Raw genomic sequence first — 16,106 nt, 5'->3', positions numbered from 1 at the left:
CAAAAGTTTTGTCCCAAAGAAGGGTTGCTTCCCGCCCAAGTTGGCGATAATGGGAAAACCATTGCTAACTCAGCGCAGGAGCCGCGCCCGCATGAGCAACACTGAGCCACTTCCCGCAAGCAAGCTGGTTCAATGGTGGGAATCGCTCTCGCCGCTATCACGGTTTCTATTCTTTGCCCTGGCTGCTCCCCTGACCGTGCTCAATGCCTGGGCCTTGGCCACGATTTTTGGCTACTTCCAATCATTGCTGGGGGTGTTGTTGGTCACGGCTTTGCTGGCCTTTTTGCTGAACTATCCCGTCAACTGGCTCGCGGCCAAAGGGGTGAAGCGAGGGCTGGCCGCCGTAGTGGTGTTTTTGGTGGCCCTGTCGATCGTCATTGGCGTGGGCGTGACCCTGGTTCCGCTGGTGGTGGCCCAGGCGCAACAATTGGTGGCGCGGCTGCCGGAATGGATTGACTCGGGCCAGCGCCAACTCATGATGCTGAATGAGCGAGCCGACTTGTTTGGTTTGCCCATCAGCTTAGATGGGGTGATTTCCCAGCTCAACGATCGCCTCAAAACCGAACTCCAAAGCATTGCCGGCCGCACCCTCAACTTGGCCCTAAATGTCACGGTGGTGACGGTGGTTCGGTTGTTGGATGTGGTGCTAACCATCGTCCTCACCTTCTATTTGCTGCAACACAGCGAAGAAATTTGGGAGAGCTTGATTGCTTGGCTACCCGATCGGGTTCAGCAGCCCTTTTCCCGCACCCTGCGATCGAGCTTCCAAAACTACTTCATTGGGCAAATCCTCACGGCCACCTGCTTGGGCCTGGGGCTAACCACCATGTTTGTGTTGCTCAAAATTCCCTTTGGCCTGCTCTTTGGCCTAACCATTGGGTTGATGGCCCTGGTTCCCTTTGGCGGCTCCGTGGGCATTGGCACGGTCATCTCCCTGATTGCCCTCCAAGATATTGGCCTGGCCCTGCAAGCCTTGGCCGCGGCCCTGATTGTGCAGCAAGTGGTGGAAAACCTGGTGGCTCCTCGGGTGTTGGGCAGTGTGACGGGCCTGAACCCCTTTTGGGTGTTTGTGGCCATCCTAACTGGCGTGCGTGTGGGCGGCCTGTTGGGCGTGGTGGTGGCCGTGCCCATGGCTGTGTTGCTCAAGGAAGCCTTGGCGAATTTGCGGGCCCAAGATCCAACCCCCGGGGCTGTGAAATCTCTGCCTGAAGTGGAACCGGAATCCCCATCTGTGGGTATTGCGGCGGCGGCTCCTTCCCCGGTTACGGAATGCGATTGATGCTTTTGATGAATTCATCATTTCTCATATCAAAAACATCAATTTCAGTTGCTTTTAAATCAATGATTTTGAGTGCCATTCAATGGTATCGATCGTGAAGAAGTCGGGTAGGCTAATTTGCTTGCTCTCTTAAGATTGAGATCGTAAAACTGAACAGAAGACCAATAGCCAAGCTTGTTATGTCCTGTTCAGTTGCCCTGATCTTGATTGGGTTCCAAAACGACTATTTTGCTGCTGATGGGATCCTGCGGTCTGTGATTGACCAGGCTGTTCCAGTCGATCGCATCCTGGACAGTACGGTACAAGTGGTGCGCGGGGCGATCGCCCATGGGGTTCCCACCATTGCGACCCCCATTTTTTTCACCCCCACCTATGAGGAATTGCTGGATCCCGTTGGTATCCTTAAAACCGTCCGCGACGTGGGAGCCTTCCAAGCAGGGCAAAAAGGTGCAGAAATGGTTGAGGCCCTCCTGCCCTTTCACGATCAAATTTGGGTTGTGCCCGGAAAGCGGGGTTTAAATGCCTTCACGGGAACCTCGTTGCATGAGCTGCTCCAAAAAAATCAAATCACCCATATTGTGCTGGCCGGTGCGGTCACTTCCGTTTGCATTGACTCCACCGGTCGGGCGGCCCACGAAAAGGGCTATCGCGTGTCAGTTTTGGCCGATTGCACCTGTGCCAGAACCCAATTTGAGCAGGAATTTTACTTAGAAAATGTGTTTCCCCTCTATGCCAATGTAATTTCTGCTGAGTCTTTTCTTGAGTCTTTGGCGGATGTCTGAAAAGTGTTTTGAGATACCGAGCTAGGGGCTAGCAGTTGGCAAAGGAGCTTGCGCATTCTGTGTTTGCTGGTGACTGGAGCTTGCAGAGTATCCATTTGGGCTTTTCAGACATCCTCTTAGGTAAAACAGGATAATGACTGATTTTAATAAAAGTGATGAGCTAAACACCCAAATTCAATACCGACTCATTGAAAGACTCGCGGAATCAGAGCGCCGCTATCGAACCCTAGTGGAAAACCTGAGTGAAATTGTTTTTAAGGTTGATCATTTGGGTCAAATTACCTTTTTAAATCCAGCTTGGACGAAGATTCTCGGCTTTCCGATTGATTTGTGCTTAGGCAAATCCCTGGCCCAGTTTATGGATGAAACTGAGCAAGCGGGCTGGCAAACGATGATGGCTAACTTAGATCATTCCGCCACTTTGCGACAGGAGCTTCACTTTCGAGATCATACTCAGAAGACAGTTTGGTTAGAAATTACGATTCAGCCCCGTGGCGCTGATGGTGAATTTTCAGGATCTTTAACGGATGTGACCGATCGCCACCAGGCTGAGCAATTGCTGCAACGGATGAACACAGAACTCGAAAAACGGGTTGCCCAACGAACGCAAGCTCTGAATGCAGCTAATCAAAAGTTACAAGCCACGATCGAGCGGCTTCAGCAAACCCAATGCGATCTGGTGCAGTCTGAAAAAATGTCGGGTTTGGTGCAGCTTGTGGCTGGGGTTGCCCATGAAATTAATAATCCCGTGAACTTTATCCATGGAAATTTGGAGTATTTAGAAGAATATTTGCAAACACTAATTCAAGCCTTAGAGATTCATCAACCCCATGACTTGAAAACGGCTGCGGTGATTCCATCACTCACCGAAACCATTGATTTAGAATTTTTGAAAGAGGACTCTCAAAAAATCATCAATTCGATGCGCACGGGGACTCATCGCATTCGGCAAATCGTTTTAGATTTACGAAATTTCTCGCGAATTGATGAATCTGAGCTAAAAACCATCAGTGTACATGAGGATATTGATGGAATTCTCAAAATCTTAAATTACCAACTAAAAGCCAAGCTGCAATCAATTTCTATTTCCAAAAATTATGGTCAATTGCCTTTAGTTGAATGTTATCCTCGATATCTAAATCAAGCGTTAATGAGTATTTTAGAAAATGCGATCGATGCGATCGGGGAAGCTGTTAAAAAAGCAGACTCAAAAATTATTATGCCTAGCAGTTCCACCTATTTTGGGACAATTGAAATTAGTACCTTTGTTCTGGATAGCCAATGGATTGCGATTGAAATTGCTGATAATGGGATCGGAATTCCGCTACTGATTCAGGGCAAAATTTTCAATCCTTTCTTCACTACTAAGGATGTAGGTAAAGGAACTGGAATGGGACTGGCCATTAGCTATCAAATCATTACGGAAAAACATCGAGGGAAACTCAGTTTCCGATCGCAATACGGCCAGGGCACAACTTTCACGATCCAAATTCCAATTCAGCAAATCAATTTGGCGGATTCACCCGCGCAGGAGTCGGCGAATTCCCAACGCTAGAACGTTCGGCCTAGGCTTTGGGGGTGGCAAGCTGGGCCTGGAGGGGGCGGGCGTTGGTTCCCAATCGGGTTTGCAACTCGGTGAGCAGGGCGGGGGCGATCGCCTGGGGTTCTGGAAACAGCAACCAAGTCACCCCTTCGGAACAGGGGGGCGTGGTGAGGGAGCCTTGGTAGTGGTAGAGCGATCGGGGGATGGGGGGCAACAGGTTGGCGGGGTTCCCTTGCCAAGCACGATCGAGGCTGGTTCCGAGGGCGATCGGCGCGCGGGCTAATAAGTCTTGCAACAGTTGGGGGGCGGCTCGATCGAGCTGGGAAGCGGTGGACTGGGTTGGCGCGGCCGTTAACCAAAGGCCCAACACCAATAGGGATCCGGCCCGATCTCGGTGGACAAAATGCACTTCTGCGGGAAAGGTGCGACCGGCGCGGTGATGCTCGCTGGGGTGGTGAAAGTGGAATTGCAAGAGGTCATGGGGTCGATCGCCCAGATGCAAGGTGCAAGTGCCGGGCGGGCAGTCCACAAAGATCGATCGCCCCGTGTTGCGAGCCGTCAGGGGTACGGATTGGTAATCTAGCCGCAAATCCACGGGCCCAAGCTGTTTCTGGGCAGCCAGATCGATCGGGGATTGGCGCTGACCGAGGCCACAGGTCGCAAAGGCAGGATCCAGCTCGCTCCAGTGGTTGGGGCCGGTGGGGCCGTCATAGCTCCAACGGGTGGCGGCCCGAACGGGGTGATCGCCAAATCCAGCCCAACCCCCAAGGGCCCCGCCCAGCGCGAGGGATCCTTGCCACAACCACTGACGACGTTTCATGGCTTGCTCTTGACTTCTGAATGGCCCGATTTCTAGTTCCCGATTCCCAATGTTCAGGAACCAACGTTCAGGAACCAGTTCCCAAGCAAAAGGAGCGATCACCGGGGCGATCGCTCCCTCTAGGATAGGCAGCGGATCTAGTCGTCGTCGAACTCGTCGAGGGGCGCTTCCAAATCGTCCGGCTCGCGGAGATCCACAAGATCCGATTCTTCCGGCTCCTCAGCCCCGTAGCTAAAGGTCAGATCCGAATCATCGGCTTCGTCCTCATCGTCCACCAGCGCATCAAAGTTGGACTCGGCCCCGCCACTGACGGCCACCAAGTCAATCTGTTGGCGGTAGTAGTCCACGCCGCGCACTTCCACTTCCACACGGCCCCCGAGGGCGTATTGGCGGCGGCTCTTGCGACCAATCAACATTTGCTGGCGCGATCGATACTCGTACCAGTCGTCCTTGAGGGAGGACACATGCACCAGCCCTTCAATGCCCAAGGCCTCTAGTTCCACAAAGAAGCCGTAGGACTGCACGCCCACGATCGGTCCGCTGAAGGTTTCGCCAATTCGGGCCCGCATGGCGGCGGTTTTGCGGAGGCCGTGGCTGTCGGCGGCGGCTTCTTGGATCAATCGTTCCCGATCGCTCAGCAGCCAGGCCGCACTGGTGATCGAGGCTTCCAACTCCTGTTGATCTTCCGTGGGCAACAGGTTCCAGCCGATCGCCCCATGGCAAGAACTGTGGTGCAAATTCACGCCTTCTTTGCTGCGGGCCGTGCGTCGATCGCGCCCCTTGGCAAAGAGGGTGTTCAAGCTCCGTTGCACCAACAGGTCTCCGTAATGGCGGGTGGGCGCATTGAGGGTGGTGTAAACCGGCAGGGCCAAACCAAAGTGGGAGCGGGGTTCGTGGCTGTAAGCGGCTGGCTTCAGGGCTTCCACCAACAGACGATTCAGGATTTTGCGGGTGTCGCCGTCGGTGGCCTGTTGCAGCCACTGTTGCACATCGCGGGGGGTCACTTGATCCGGCTGCTCTAGGGTCAGCTCCAAGCCCAGGTTGCCGGCCAACCGCAGGGTTTCCTGCACATCCCCGGGACTGGGGGCCGCTTGCACTCGGTAGAGCGTGGGCACTTGCAGGGCTTGCAGATGGCTGGCCACCACGGCATTGGCGGCGATCGTCACTTCCGCTAACAGGACACGGGCTGTGGGGGCAATCCCGATCGGGGCGATCGGCGCACCGGGCACATCCTCGCGATCAAACGAGGTTAGCCCTCGGTAACCGCTCAGATCAAACCCGCCTCGGCTGAGCCGCTGTCCCCGCAGGGCCGCCGCCAGGGTTTTCAGTTGGGTCAACAAATCCCCGATCGCGGGGGCTTGGGGCAACTCCGGATCCGCCTGGTTGCCGTCCAAGAACGCATCGAGCTGGGCTTCCGTCAGGGTGGCATCGGCCCGCACCACACTGGGATGAATTTCAAACTCCAGTAATTCACCCTGATCATTAAAGGTCAGCAGCACGGAAGTGGCCAGGCGATCGCACCCTAGACCCAAGGAACCATGGCGTGCGTAAAGATCTGCCGGGAACAGCGGCAACCATTGGGCCCCCAAGTCGGCCGCCACACCCCGCCGCCGGGCTTCGCGATCGAGCGGTGAATCCGGTTCCACATAGTGAGCCACATCGGGCACATGCAGCCCCAACCGCATATGGCCCGCCGGGTTGGTTTCCAAGGTAATGGCCCGATCGATCACCGGGGGCAGCTCTCCGGCCGTGGCGGTCACCGTTGCCACCGTCAGCAGCGATCGCAAATCCAACCGTCCTTGAATGGCGCTCGCCTTCAAGCTGTCCGCCGGAGCTGGTAACGCCGCCGCCGCCGCCAAAACCTCCTCCGGGAAGCTTTCATGTAGCCCATACTTACAGACCACAATGTCGGCCGGAGCCGCCGCGTCCGCATCGGCCCCCAACACCTTGATCACGCGGCCCAAGGGCGGCAACTGCCCGATCGGGTAACGAACAATTTCCACGCTCACCAGGTAGTTGACGATCGCGTCCAAGTCCACCCCGCTGGTGTCCAGTTCCACCCGGAACAGCAATCGATCGTCCAAAGGAGCTGCCCGAAAAATCCCGTCCTCGCCCTTTTCCACCCGGGCCAACAGGGACGAATTGGCCCGATCGAGCACCAGCTCCACATGGCCCTCGGGACTGCGCCGCCGACTGCGACCGCCGCCCTCTTTGATCACCTTCACCAACACCCGATCGCCATTCCAGGCATGATTCAGGTGACATTCCCGCACATAGACATCTTCCGCGTCGTCGTCATCCTGAATGGCAAAGCAAAACCCCTTGCTAGAGCAACGCAGCTTGGCCTCAAACATGCCCTCCTGTTCCAACCGGCGATAGCGACCGCGCTCCTTATTCAAAATCCCCAACTTTTCCAGTGCGTCCAGGGCAATCTGAAGCTGGCGATTGCCGCGTCCTTCGCGAGTGCCCAACTTTTGTTCAAGAACCTTTGGCGTGAGCGACTTTTCTGAGGTAAAGCTCGCGAGTAGGGAAGCGATCGAAAATTCCATGAAGCGCGTCAACCTCCGGGCACAGAGAATGGGATGGGGCGAATGAGGCGCGAGCGACAGCCATCACAGTGCTGCGAACAGCATTGTTGAATGCCATGAACATTAACCGTACTGACGACGATCCCTATGCCTCTGGAGCGTTGCTGGTCGGGGCCCGTCGCATCGATCGGGCGGGAAATCCACAAGCGTCACTCGAGCTAGGGCCGGAAGGGTTCCGCATTGGGTGCTGCAAGATCTTGAACCGGCAAGATCGAAGTTGCAGCGTTGTGGCATTGGGAGGGGGTGGTCGATGGGAACCCTCGTCCAAAGACACTCCAAACACCAAATCAATGCAGGAACACACTGGAGGGAGCGGCTGCGCTCGGGCCCATCTACGCTAGAGCGTGGCGTGCACCTTGTCAATCATTGACACGCGGGTTACCCTAGCCGCACGATCGCCGCCATCCCCCCGTTTGCTCAGCCCGCCCACCTAACCGAGATCGGTTTGTGCCATGTTTGCCGAATTCCGTGCCCGTTATCCCAACGGCAGCCTCACATCCGAAATCATTGAAGTGAATCAGGGAAAGTTTATTGTGCGGGCGGCCGTCACCCTGGAAGGCACGGTGTTGGCCACGGGGTTTGGCGCTTCGGAGCAACTGGAGGAAGCCGAGGATCGGGCCCGGTTGCGGGCCCTGGAAGCGGTGGGTTTGTTTTTGGAACCAGCCGATCGGGGGCAGGCCCAACTGATCAGCAGCACCCCTGCTTATCAGCTTCCGGCCGCCTTGTCGGTGGTGACCCCAATTGCAGCCCCCATCTCGACCCCGATTCCGGCTCCCCTGGCCGCGCCGATGGTTGATGTGGTCAGTGACCGATTTGATGATCGATCGCCCGATCGATTTGACGGTCGATCGGGCATGGATCCAACCCTGGATCCAACCCTGGAATCCACATCGCCCGGCTATGAGGATCTCTACGAGGTTGAGCATGGGGCGAGCGACCCCTTGCCGACCATGGAACCAGAATGGCCCCCAGAGCCGGAACCAGAGCCAGCCCCGGCTCCTGCCCCCAAGCGATCGCGCCGTGTCGCCAGCCCGCCTGCGCCCACCCCTATCCCTGTGCCCACGCCGGCCCCTGCGCCCGCGCCCGCGCCCGCACCCACGGACTTATCCGACGCGATCGCCCAAACAGACGTGTTGATGAAGCGTTTGGGCTGGAACAAGCAACAGGGCGTGGAATATTTACAAATGGCCTTTGGTAAGCGCACCCGGGCCCAACTGACCGATCGGGAACTGTTGCAGTTCTTGCAGCACCTGCAAACCCTAGCCGATGACCCGGACTTTTAGGGCCCGACTGGCAAGGCTTGGGGCCCAAAGGCCATGAGCTATAACCAGGAAACTGGCGAGACATCGACAACGCCATGACCCAGAAACCATGACCCAGAAACCATGACCGATCGAGCAATGCGAGCACCACGTTGGTTGGTTTGGGGATCGATTGGGCTAATCACCATTGGCTGCCTGCTGCGATTTTCCGGTTTAGGCCAGTTCCTGCCTTGGTATGACGAACTGGCGACATTGCAGCACATCGCCGTCCAATCGGAATTGGATCTCACCCAACTGTGGCAGGGGCGCGAACAGGTTTTGGCCGACCTATGGCACAGCCTATCGACAAAACCCCAAAAGACCACCTGGGATATGGTCACATCCCTCGCCAATCACGATGCCCATCACCCGCCCCTGTATTACCTGTTTGTGCGCGTCTGGGCCGACTGGTTTGGCAACACGATCGTCAGCCTCCGCACCGCCACGGCGATCATGGGGGTGATCCTGCTGGCCAGTGTTTTTTGGCTCCTGCGGCAACTGAGCCAGCGTCCCAGCCTGCCTTGGGTGGGCACGGTGTTGGTAGCCCTGTCTCCCTTGCAAATTCTCTATGCCCAGGAGGCGAGGGAATATGTGATCTGGCTGATTTTTTTTGTGCTGTCCAGCGGATTTTTAGCCCGATCGCTGCGTCATTCCACCTGGCCCCACTGGTTGCTGTATGGAATAACCCTCACCCTGAATTGGTATAGCCATTTGCTGGGGGGGTTTGTGCTGCTGGGCCATGGCCTTTGGGTTGGGGTTTGGCTGTGGCGATCGGGCGATCGGAACTGGCGACGGGCAATCCCTTGGGCGATCGCCGCCGTTGGAACCCTGCTGGCCATTTCTCCTTGGATTTGGGTGCTCTATCGAGTCCAAACCCAATCAGCCGCCTCCCTGGCCTGGCTCAGTCAGGCGGGCCCCCCAGGAATTCACCGTTGGGCAGCCCTGCGGGCCTTTGCCGCCACCCTGTGGGATAACCAACCGAATCTTTGGGCTTCCTTCCCAACGGCGACCGATGTTCCCTGCCTGCTGGTGACCCTGTGGATGATTGTGGCCTTGGTGGGATGTTGGCGATCGGGAGAACCCTTGCTCAAGGGGTTTGTTCTCAGTGCAGTGGCCCCGTTCCTCTTGCTGGTCTGGCTGCCTGCGATTGTGATGGATCGAACGATGGCTTCCATCATTCGCTACCAGTTCCCCTTGCTCTTGGGGATGCAAGTGGTGTTGGCCAACTGGATTGTCACGACCTGCGAGCAAATTACCCCAAAGCCTGTCCAAGAATGGCCCCAGCCCCTATCGTTCTATCTATTTCGCTGGCGCTGGATGCCCCACTGTTTTGCGGCGCTGTTGGCGATTTTGCTGCTGGTTGCTAACCTGAACGCCGCCAGAGCACGCTCCTGGCAATTGTCCTGGTGGAGCAAGGGGGGAACCGTTTCTGTCGAAATTGCCAAAGCCCTGAAAGAAATTGATCGCCCCCTGTTGGTGATGACCGATATCCCTGGGTATTCCCTTTCCGCTTTGGCCTTGAGCCACGCCAGCGATCGCCTGAAATCTCGCGGTGTTACTGTTTGGCTGGCTCCCAGTTTTCAAGGCTTGAACTGGCCCGATCGCCCCAACACCTTTTTGTTTAGTCCATCCCCCGATCTCCGCCAGGCGATCGAGCAGCGGGGTCAGCGGTTGGTTCCCTTTGGGGCCAGTTGGTGGAATCTGTGGCGTTTGGAATCCTCCACCCCCGATCGCCCCGCGCCCGATCGTCCCTCAACTTAGCCACTAGCCACTGTCGATCGCGCTGAATTTGCTGGACTGGTCTCGCTCAACCCGCTCAAATTCAACCCGTTCAAATTCAACCCGCTCAAACTCAACCCGTTCAAACCGGCCGAGCCGGCTTCGGAACCATGGATCAATCAGGGATGCCCGTTACTGCCTCGATCGAGTCGTCACCATCGGCCCCTATGCCCGATCAACGCGATTCGGTGGCTCAGCCCACTCAACCGAAACCGGTCGATCAAGCCATTGACGGTGAAATTGTGACCGTTCGCCCCGACGCGGAAACCCTCACGCGCCAGCGATTGCCCTACTTTGTGGGCATTTCAGAAGCCACCGCAGGATCCCGGGGCATTTCCCTGAACCTGGTGATTATTCCGCCCGGGGGGGCAGCCGAACCCCACTTCCATCGGGACTATGAAACAGCGATTTATCTGCTCCAAGGACGGGTTGAAACTCGCTATGGCAAAGGGCTGAAACAATCGATCATCCACGAGGCGGGCGACTTCATTTTCATTCCCGCTGGCGTTCCCCACCAGCCCCACAACCTCAGCACCAGCGAACCGGCCCAAGCGTTGGTGGCCCGCAATGACCCCAACGAACAGGAAAACGTGGTGCTCTATGACCCGGCGGCGGATCAGGATACGGATTAATTGGCGTTAGTTGGCGCGTTAATTGGCGTTAATGGGAGCCGCCGCCTGTGGAATTCGGAAACCGTTGTTTAACCCAAACAGGTACAGTAGAAGCCAGTGTTACAAAGCTGTTACAGGCTGGGCAATTCACAGGCAAGAAAACAATGGGCGCGGCGGTTTCCCTGCAAAACGTACAAAAAATCTATGGCGATCGCCCCGTGGTGAACGATCTCAGCTTTGAGATTCAAGCGGGAGAAATGTTTGGGCTGCTGGGCCCCAACGGCGCGGGCAAGTCCACCACCATTCGGATGATCACCACCCTCACTCGCCCCACGGCTGGACAAATTCAGGTGGCGGGGTTTGATGTGGCTCGCCAAATGCAGCAGGTGCGGCAACAAATTGGCGTGGTATTGCAACAAACCAGCGTGGATGGCGATTTAACCGTTTGGGAAAATTTGGAATTTCACGGCCGGCTGCACCACATTCCCGCCAAAGAGCGCCAAGGGCGGATCGATCGCTGGTTGGACTATGTGGAACTGGGCGATCGCCGCGATAGTCTCGTGAAAACCCTGTCGGGCGGGATGAAGCGTCGGTTGCAAATTGCCCGCGCCCTGTTGCATGAGCCGGAAATTTTATTTTTGGATGAGCCAACGGTGGGGTTGGATCCGCAAACGCGCCGCCGTCTGTGGGAAATTATTCGCGACCTCAATCGCGGTGGTATGACGATGCTGCTGACGACGCACTACATGGACGAAGTGGAGTATCTGTGCGATCGCATCGGCATTATGGACGCGGGCCAACTGATTGAGCTGGGAACGCTGCAAGATTTGCGCACCAAACATGGGGAAGGATTGGTCATGAAACAAACGGCCGATCGCTGGGATTACAAATTCTTCCCCACCCTTTTGGAAGCGAATCAATATTTAGATTCCCAGGCAGTGAAAACCGGGTTGATGGTGCGTCCATCGAACCTAGAGGATATCTTTGTGGAGCTGACAGGCCGCCAACTGGATTAACTGGGGGCAACCGCGCATGGAAATTGATCAAACCACTCCCCAGACTTTCGGTTCCAAAGCATCGCCCTGGAAAACCCTGGCTCAATATGTGCTTTTGGGGGCGATCGCCCTGGTGATGTTGTTGCCCTTGCTCTGGCTGATGGGCACATCTTTGAAGTCGCCCACGGAAGATATTTTTTCCTTTCCGCCTCGGCTGATTCCCGCCGCGCCGACCTTGGAAAATTTTGTCAAAGCCTGGACGAGCGCCCCCTTTGCGCAATATTTGCTCAACAGCACCCTGGTGGCAGGGTTAACCGTGGCGTTGAACTTATTGATCTGTTCCTTGGCGGCCTATCCCTTGGCGCGGTTGTCGTTTAAGGGACGGGAATGGATTTTTAGCGCGATCGTGGCCACCATTGCCATTCCCTTCCAAATTGTGATGATTCCGCTCTATATTTTGGCGGTGAATTTAGGGCTACGAAATAGTTTTATTGGCTTAATTTTCCCGGCGATCGCCTCGGCCTTTGGCATTTTTTTGATGCGCCAGGCCTTCATGGGCGTGCCGAAGGATTTGGAAGAAGCGGCCCGAATTGATGGCTGTTCTGAGTTGGGAATTTGGTGGCATGTGATGTTGCCATCGGTGCGGCCGGCGCTGATTACCCTGGCAATTTTTGTGTTTATTGGGGCTTGGAGCGATTTTCTCTGGCCGCTGCTGATTTTGGATGACCCGAATTACTACACATTGCCACTGGGGGTGGCGCGGTTGTCGGGCACGTTTTCCCTCGACTGGCGCTTGATTGCGGCGGGTTCAGTCATTTCGATCGCCCCAATTTTGGCTTTCTTTTTGGTGATGCAAAACTACATTGTGCCCAGCGAAACGGGCAGTGGCGTGAAGGGTTAGTCAACGGTTAGGGCTGTTGCCTTGGGTTCAGCCCATGCCGCAAGGGATGATTTCACCGGTTTTTGAGCGATCGCCCGTTTCAACGGAACGGTACAGTTGAGACGGTTTGGAATTTTAGTGTCCTGGGGTTTGGCATGGGGCCGATCGCCCGATCGCCCAGCTTCTGCCCGGGTCGCTGACCAACCGCAAGCCTCAACTTAGCCGTCCGGCAAATTTTTTAGCAATGGCCGTTATCTGGGAACTGGATTTTTACTCGCGTCCGATTTTAGATGCAGACCAAAAAAAGGTTTGGGAAATCTTGATTTGTGAGAGTCCCACTGACTCGCGGGCCGATTGGCAATCCCTGTTTCGCTACAGCAAATATTGCTCCAACAGCGAGGTCAATTCCGTGACCCTGATGCAGGCGATCGAAGAGGCGATCGTCAAGGCAGGCCAGGCCCCCAGCCGGATTCGCTTTTTCCGGCAGGCCATGAAGAACATGATCGTCAAAGCCTGCCAGGATGCGGAGTTGCCCTGCGCCCTCAGCCACCGCACCCACGCCATCAAGGATTGGATTGCCGATCGGCTCGAAACGGTCTATCCCCAAGAACCGGGCTACCAAGCCACCGCTCAAACGGCAGGCGTGTTCATGCCGCCACCGGCCGCCCAGCCCTTGCCCGATGCGCTGTTGGGGCAAAAGTGGGCCTTTGTTTCCCTGGAAGCGTCGGCCTTTGGCGAGCTGCATGAATGGGCGATCGACTTTGGCGAGGCGTTTCCCTTGTCCATGGTCAACCTAGCGCCCGATACGCCAATTCCCGGGTTGCTGATTTTTTCGCCTCGGGCCATGGCCATCTCCGCTTGGATGTCGGGTTTGGAAATGGGTTTTGTGCGGATTGAACAACAGGTGAAGCCTTCCAGCCTGTCGAGTGATCGGGAGGAATTTCCCGATCGGGTGATTTTGGAAACCGGCATTGGTGATGCTTGGGTGCTCTCGACCTTGCCCAATGCGGCCCAAAAAGCCGAGGGACAAACCTTTGAAGCCCAAAAGCAAGGGGCCCAAGGAGTGCATTTTCTGGCGGTGCAAACGAACCCCGATGAGGAGCGCTTTGCGGGCTTTTGGCTCATGCGCGATCGCCGCGACAGCTAAACCCCAAACGCTAAACCTCAAACGCTCAACTTCAAACTAAATCTCAAGCTCAACCTCAACAACGCAAGAATCCAAGGCAACTGGGAATCCGCCCAGCGCGATCGCACCGCAGCCCTCCATCAAAACACGCTCAAAAAAACACGCTCAAACCCCCAAAAACTATCCGCTCCTACCCGAAACAACGGATAGGAGCGGTCTAGCGGGTTATCAACTTGAAACTCAACTGCCGGGTATTGCGAAAGCTTTAACCGCCCCGTCGAGTGACGTGACCCTTTTTGAAGAGGGAGGGCTTACCTAGGCAACCAGCCCGGTACACAGCCAGTATCCTCCAACTTGAAAACCCTGAGACATACTACTGCTACTACCCATGGGCATCACCTCCTGCTTTATTCAAAGAGCCTCAATCACCTTGAGCCAACTGCTAAAACTTGGACATTGCCCGAAGGCTGAATGCCCGCTGTTTCGCGTTAAATGGCGGACTAGGCCTGATTGCCATTCAAGCTAGCACGTTTTTCAGGAAGGCAGCAACCTGGCAGAGCCGATTAACCTAGCAAGCGTTGGCCACTGGCCTTCTTCAGGCAGTGATTTTCAACTGGCAAGTATTAATCGAGCATTAACTGGCAAGTATCAACTGGCAAGCATTAACTGGCAACAACCATGGAACGCATCACCCCCATGCCCCCAACCAGCGATCCGAAGGCGGAAATTGCCACAATTTTGCTGGTGGACGATGAGCAAGCGTTGGCCGATCCGCTCAGTCGGCTTTTGACCCGCGAGGGCTACAGCGTTGATGTGGCCAGTGATGGGCAAGCGGGCTATCAACTGGCCAGCCAAAACACCTACGATTTGCTGATTTTGGATTGGATGTTGCCAGAAATCAGCGGGGTGGAAATTTGCCAACGCCTGCGCCAAATGGGTCAGGGTGTGCCGGTGTTGTTTTTGACGGCGAAGGACACGATCGACGATCGGGTGGCGGGGTTGGATGCCGGAGCCGATGACTACCTGGTGAAACCCTTTGAGTTGCGGGAGTTGCTGGCGCGGGTGCGGGCCCTGTTGCGACGGCCCCGAACCACCCCGGACGAGGCCCCAGAAACCCCACCGGGAACCGATCGCCCCGGCCGATTGCAGTGGCAGGATCTCGGCCTCGATTGCGATAACCAGTTGGCCTATCGGGGAGATCGGCTCATTGAACTCTCTGACAAGGAAACCTGTCTATTGGAATACCTGATGCGCCATCCGGGGCAAGTGCTGACCCATGACCAGATCTATGGCCATTTGTGGCCCACGGGCGATCGCCCCAGCAGCAATGCCCTGGCGGCCCAAATTCGCCTGCTGCGACGCAAGATCGAAGCCGTGGGCGAACCCCCAGTGATTCACAGTGTCTATGGCAAGGGCTATCGATTCGGCCTCACGACCGGCGACCCCTAGAACCCAGCCAGCCCATTTTGCGGCCAGCTCGTTACCAGTCCATTTTGTGGGCAGGCTACCAATCCCGGGACAAAAGCCCCCCTCGTCCCGGGGATTGGTGCTCTGATTCAACAATTGAGCGGCTCAACTCGGAGACGTTGGTCGTGAAGCGATTGACGCTCCGAGGCCATGGCTCGCACACTAACTCAATGGGTCAGTGGGTTGGAGGCTCATCAATTATGAAGACATGATGAAGACGTAGTTCGAAAAAAATCGACAATCGGTGCAAAGGCGTTTACTGAAAGGCTGATCTTCTTGATGGATCAACCTTACAGATAAAACCGCTCTTCATCGTCATCAACCGCTTCAAAGTTTCGCAGCAAGACTCGATCGAATACGGCATCAAGGGCCGCATCGTCAAAGTCCGTTGATCGCTGCTCTTGCAACGGATTCGATAGGGGATAGAGCTGTAGTTGTCTACGGTCTTGAACTAAATAGAAATAGGGTTCCAAATCCGTTGTTTGGCCAATTTCTAAATAATCAAAGCTACAAACATTCAGGTAGAGCGTTCGGTTCGCAACCAACGTTGCCTGATGCTCATCGGCAAAGACATCAAGGACGAGACCTTCTCCAGTGCTCGTGGTTGTGCCGTCCTGGATATGCGTGTAGCGCACCCGATTCAGCCCAGCGAGCAGTTTTTGCATATCCTGCTTGTTGGCAATGATGCCACGATCGACAATGCAGGGAGCCGGTAATTGCGTTGTAGATGGACGTTTGTTCATGACAACCCAAGCTGAGGCGCACGCCTAAAGATATCTTGCTCGATCTTATCGGAAGGTCTTCACTTGTGCGCTGAGAAAATTACTGAAGTTGTTGGCTTGAGATTAACTCAGATCGAGAGCGATCGCCAACTGGCAAAAAATCAGGATGATTGAACCGATCGATGGGCCGATCTCCGTATTGCTTCCCCGCGA

The 16,106-nt window shown here is 55.8% G+C and carries 13 protein-coding genes; 10 read left to right on the top strand and 3 right to left on the bottom strand.

Annotation, left to right across the window (positions count from 1 at the left end; all coding sequences use genetic code 11):
- Positions 1-91: 91 nt before the first annotated feature.
- From H6G52_RS05245 to H6G52_RS05235, 3 genes are all read left to right on the top strand, one after another.
- Positions 92-1,279 carry an AI-2E family transporter gene (locus tag H6G52_RS05245; RefSeq protein WP_190526885.1) on the top strand — a complete coding sequence of 396 codons (1,188 nt, stop codon included), beginning with the start codon at positions 92-94 and terminating at the stop codon, positions 1,277-1,279.
- A gap of 179 nt (positions 1,280-1,458) precedes the next feature.
- Positions 1,459-2,061, top strand: a complete 603-nt coding sequence (locus H6G52_RS05240; protein ID WP_190526883.1) for a cysteine hydrolase family protein — start codon at positions 1,459-1,461, stop codon at positions 2,059-2,061.
- 133 nt (positions 2,062-2,194) lie between these two features.
- Positions 2,195-3,616 carry an ATP-binding protein gene (locus tag H6G52_RS05235; RefSeq protein ID WP_190526881.1) on the top strand — a complete coding sequence of 474 codons (1,422 nt, stop codon included), beginning with the start codon at positions 2,195-2,197 and terminating at the stop codon, positions 3,614-3,616.
- A gap of 10 nt (positions 3,617-3,626) precedes the next feature.
- On the opposite strand, the gene H6G52_RS05230 is transcribed toward H6G52_RS05235, so the two are convergent.
- Positions 3,627-4,424: a carbonic anhydrase gene (locus H6G52_RS05230; protein ID WP_190526879.1), complete on the bottom strand. Its 798-nt coding sequence runs from the start codon at positions 4,422-4,424 to the stop codon at positions 3,627-3,629.
- 137 nt (positions 4,425-4,561) lie between these two features.
- Complete coding sequence (locus H6G52_RS05225) at positions 4,562-6,973, bottom strand: ribonuclease R family protein (RefSeq protein WP_190526877.1); 2,412 nt, start codon at positions 6,971-6,973, stop codon at positions 4,562-4,564.
- Between the two features lie 491 nt (positions 6,974-7,464).
- On the opposite strand from H6G52_RS05225, the gene H6G52_RS18895 reads away from it, so the two are divergent.
- From H6G52_RS18895 to H6G52_RS05190, 7 genes are all read left to right on the top strand, one after another.
- The gene (locus H6G52_RS18895) at positions 7,465-8,295 is read left to right on the top strand and encodes a hypothetical protein (protein ID WP_190526875.1); all 831 of its coding nucleotides are present in this window, start codon (positions 7,465-7,467) and stop codon (positions 8,293-8,295) included.
- Between the two features lie 102 nt (positions 8,296-8,397).
- On the top strand, positions 8,398-10,074 hold the full coding sequence (locus H6G52_RS05215) for a glycosyltransferase family 39 protein (RefSeq protein WP_190526873.1): 1,677 nt from the start codon (positions 8,398-8,400) through the stop codon (positions 10,072-10,074).
- A gap of 185 nt (positions 10,075-10,259) precedes the next feature.
- Complete coding sequence (locus tag H6G52_RS05210) at positions 10,260-10,724, top strand: cupin domain-containing protein (protein ID WP_190526871.1); 465 nt, start codon at positions 10,260-10,262, stop codon at positions 10,722-10,724.
- 143 nt (positions 10,725-10,867) lie between these two features.
- Positions 10,868-11,719: a heme ABC exporter ATP-binding protein CcmA gene (gene ccmA, locus H6G52_RS05205; protein WP_190355889.1), complete on the top strand. Its 852-nt coding sequence runs from the start codon at positions 10,868-10,870 to the stop codon at positions 11,717-11,719.
- Between the two features lie 115 nt (positions 11,720-11,834).
- Complete coding sequence (locus tag H6G52_RS05200; RefSeq protein WP_370567673.1) at positions 11,835-12,599, top strand: carbohydrate ABC transporter permease; 765 nt, start codon at positions 11,835-11,837, stop codon at positions 12,597-12,599.
- A gap of 223 nt (positions 12,600-12,822) precedes the next feature.
- Positions 12,823-13,725 carry a Tab2/Atab2 family RNA-binding protein gene (locus tag H6G52_RS05195; RefSeq protein ID WP_099531654.1) on the top strand — a complete coding sequence of 301 codons (903 nt, stop codon included), beginning with the start codon at positions 12,823-12,825 and terminating at the stop codon, positions 13,723-13,725.
- Positions 13,726-14,382: 657 nt separating this feature from the next.
- Positions 14,383-15,153 (top strand): response regulator transcription factor, encoded by a 771-nt coding sequence (locus tag H6G52_RS05190; protein ID WP_234406456.1) that lies wholly within the window; start codon positions 14,383-14,385, stop codon positions 15,151-15,153.
- Between the two features lie 308 nt (positions 15,154-15,461).
- On the opposite strand, the gene H6G52_RS05185 is transcribed toward H6G52_RS05190, so the two are convergent.
- On the bottom strand, positions 15,462-15,914 hold the full coding sequence (locus H6G52_RS05185; protein ID WP_099531653.1) for a hypothetical protein: 453 nt from the start codon (positions 15,912-15,914) through the stop codon (positions 15,462-15,464).
- Positions 15,915-16,106 lie beyond the last annotated feature (192 nt).

It is taken from the genome of Limnothrix sp. FACHB-881 (genome assembly GCF_014698135.1).
Classification (GTDB): Bacteria; Cyanobacteriota; Cyanobacteriia; order CACIAM-69d; family CACIAM-69d; genus CACIAM-69d.
This window is presented reverse-complemented; position numbering and strand designations above follow the sequence as displayed.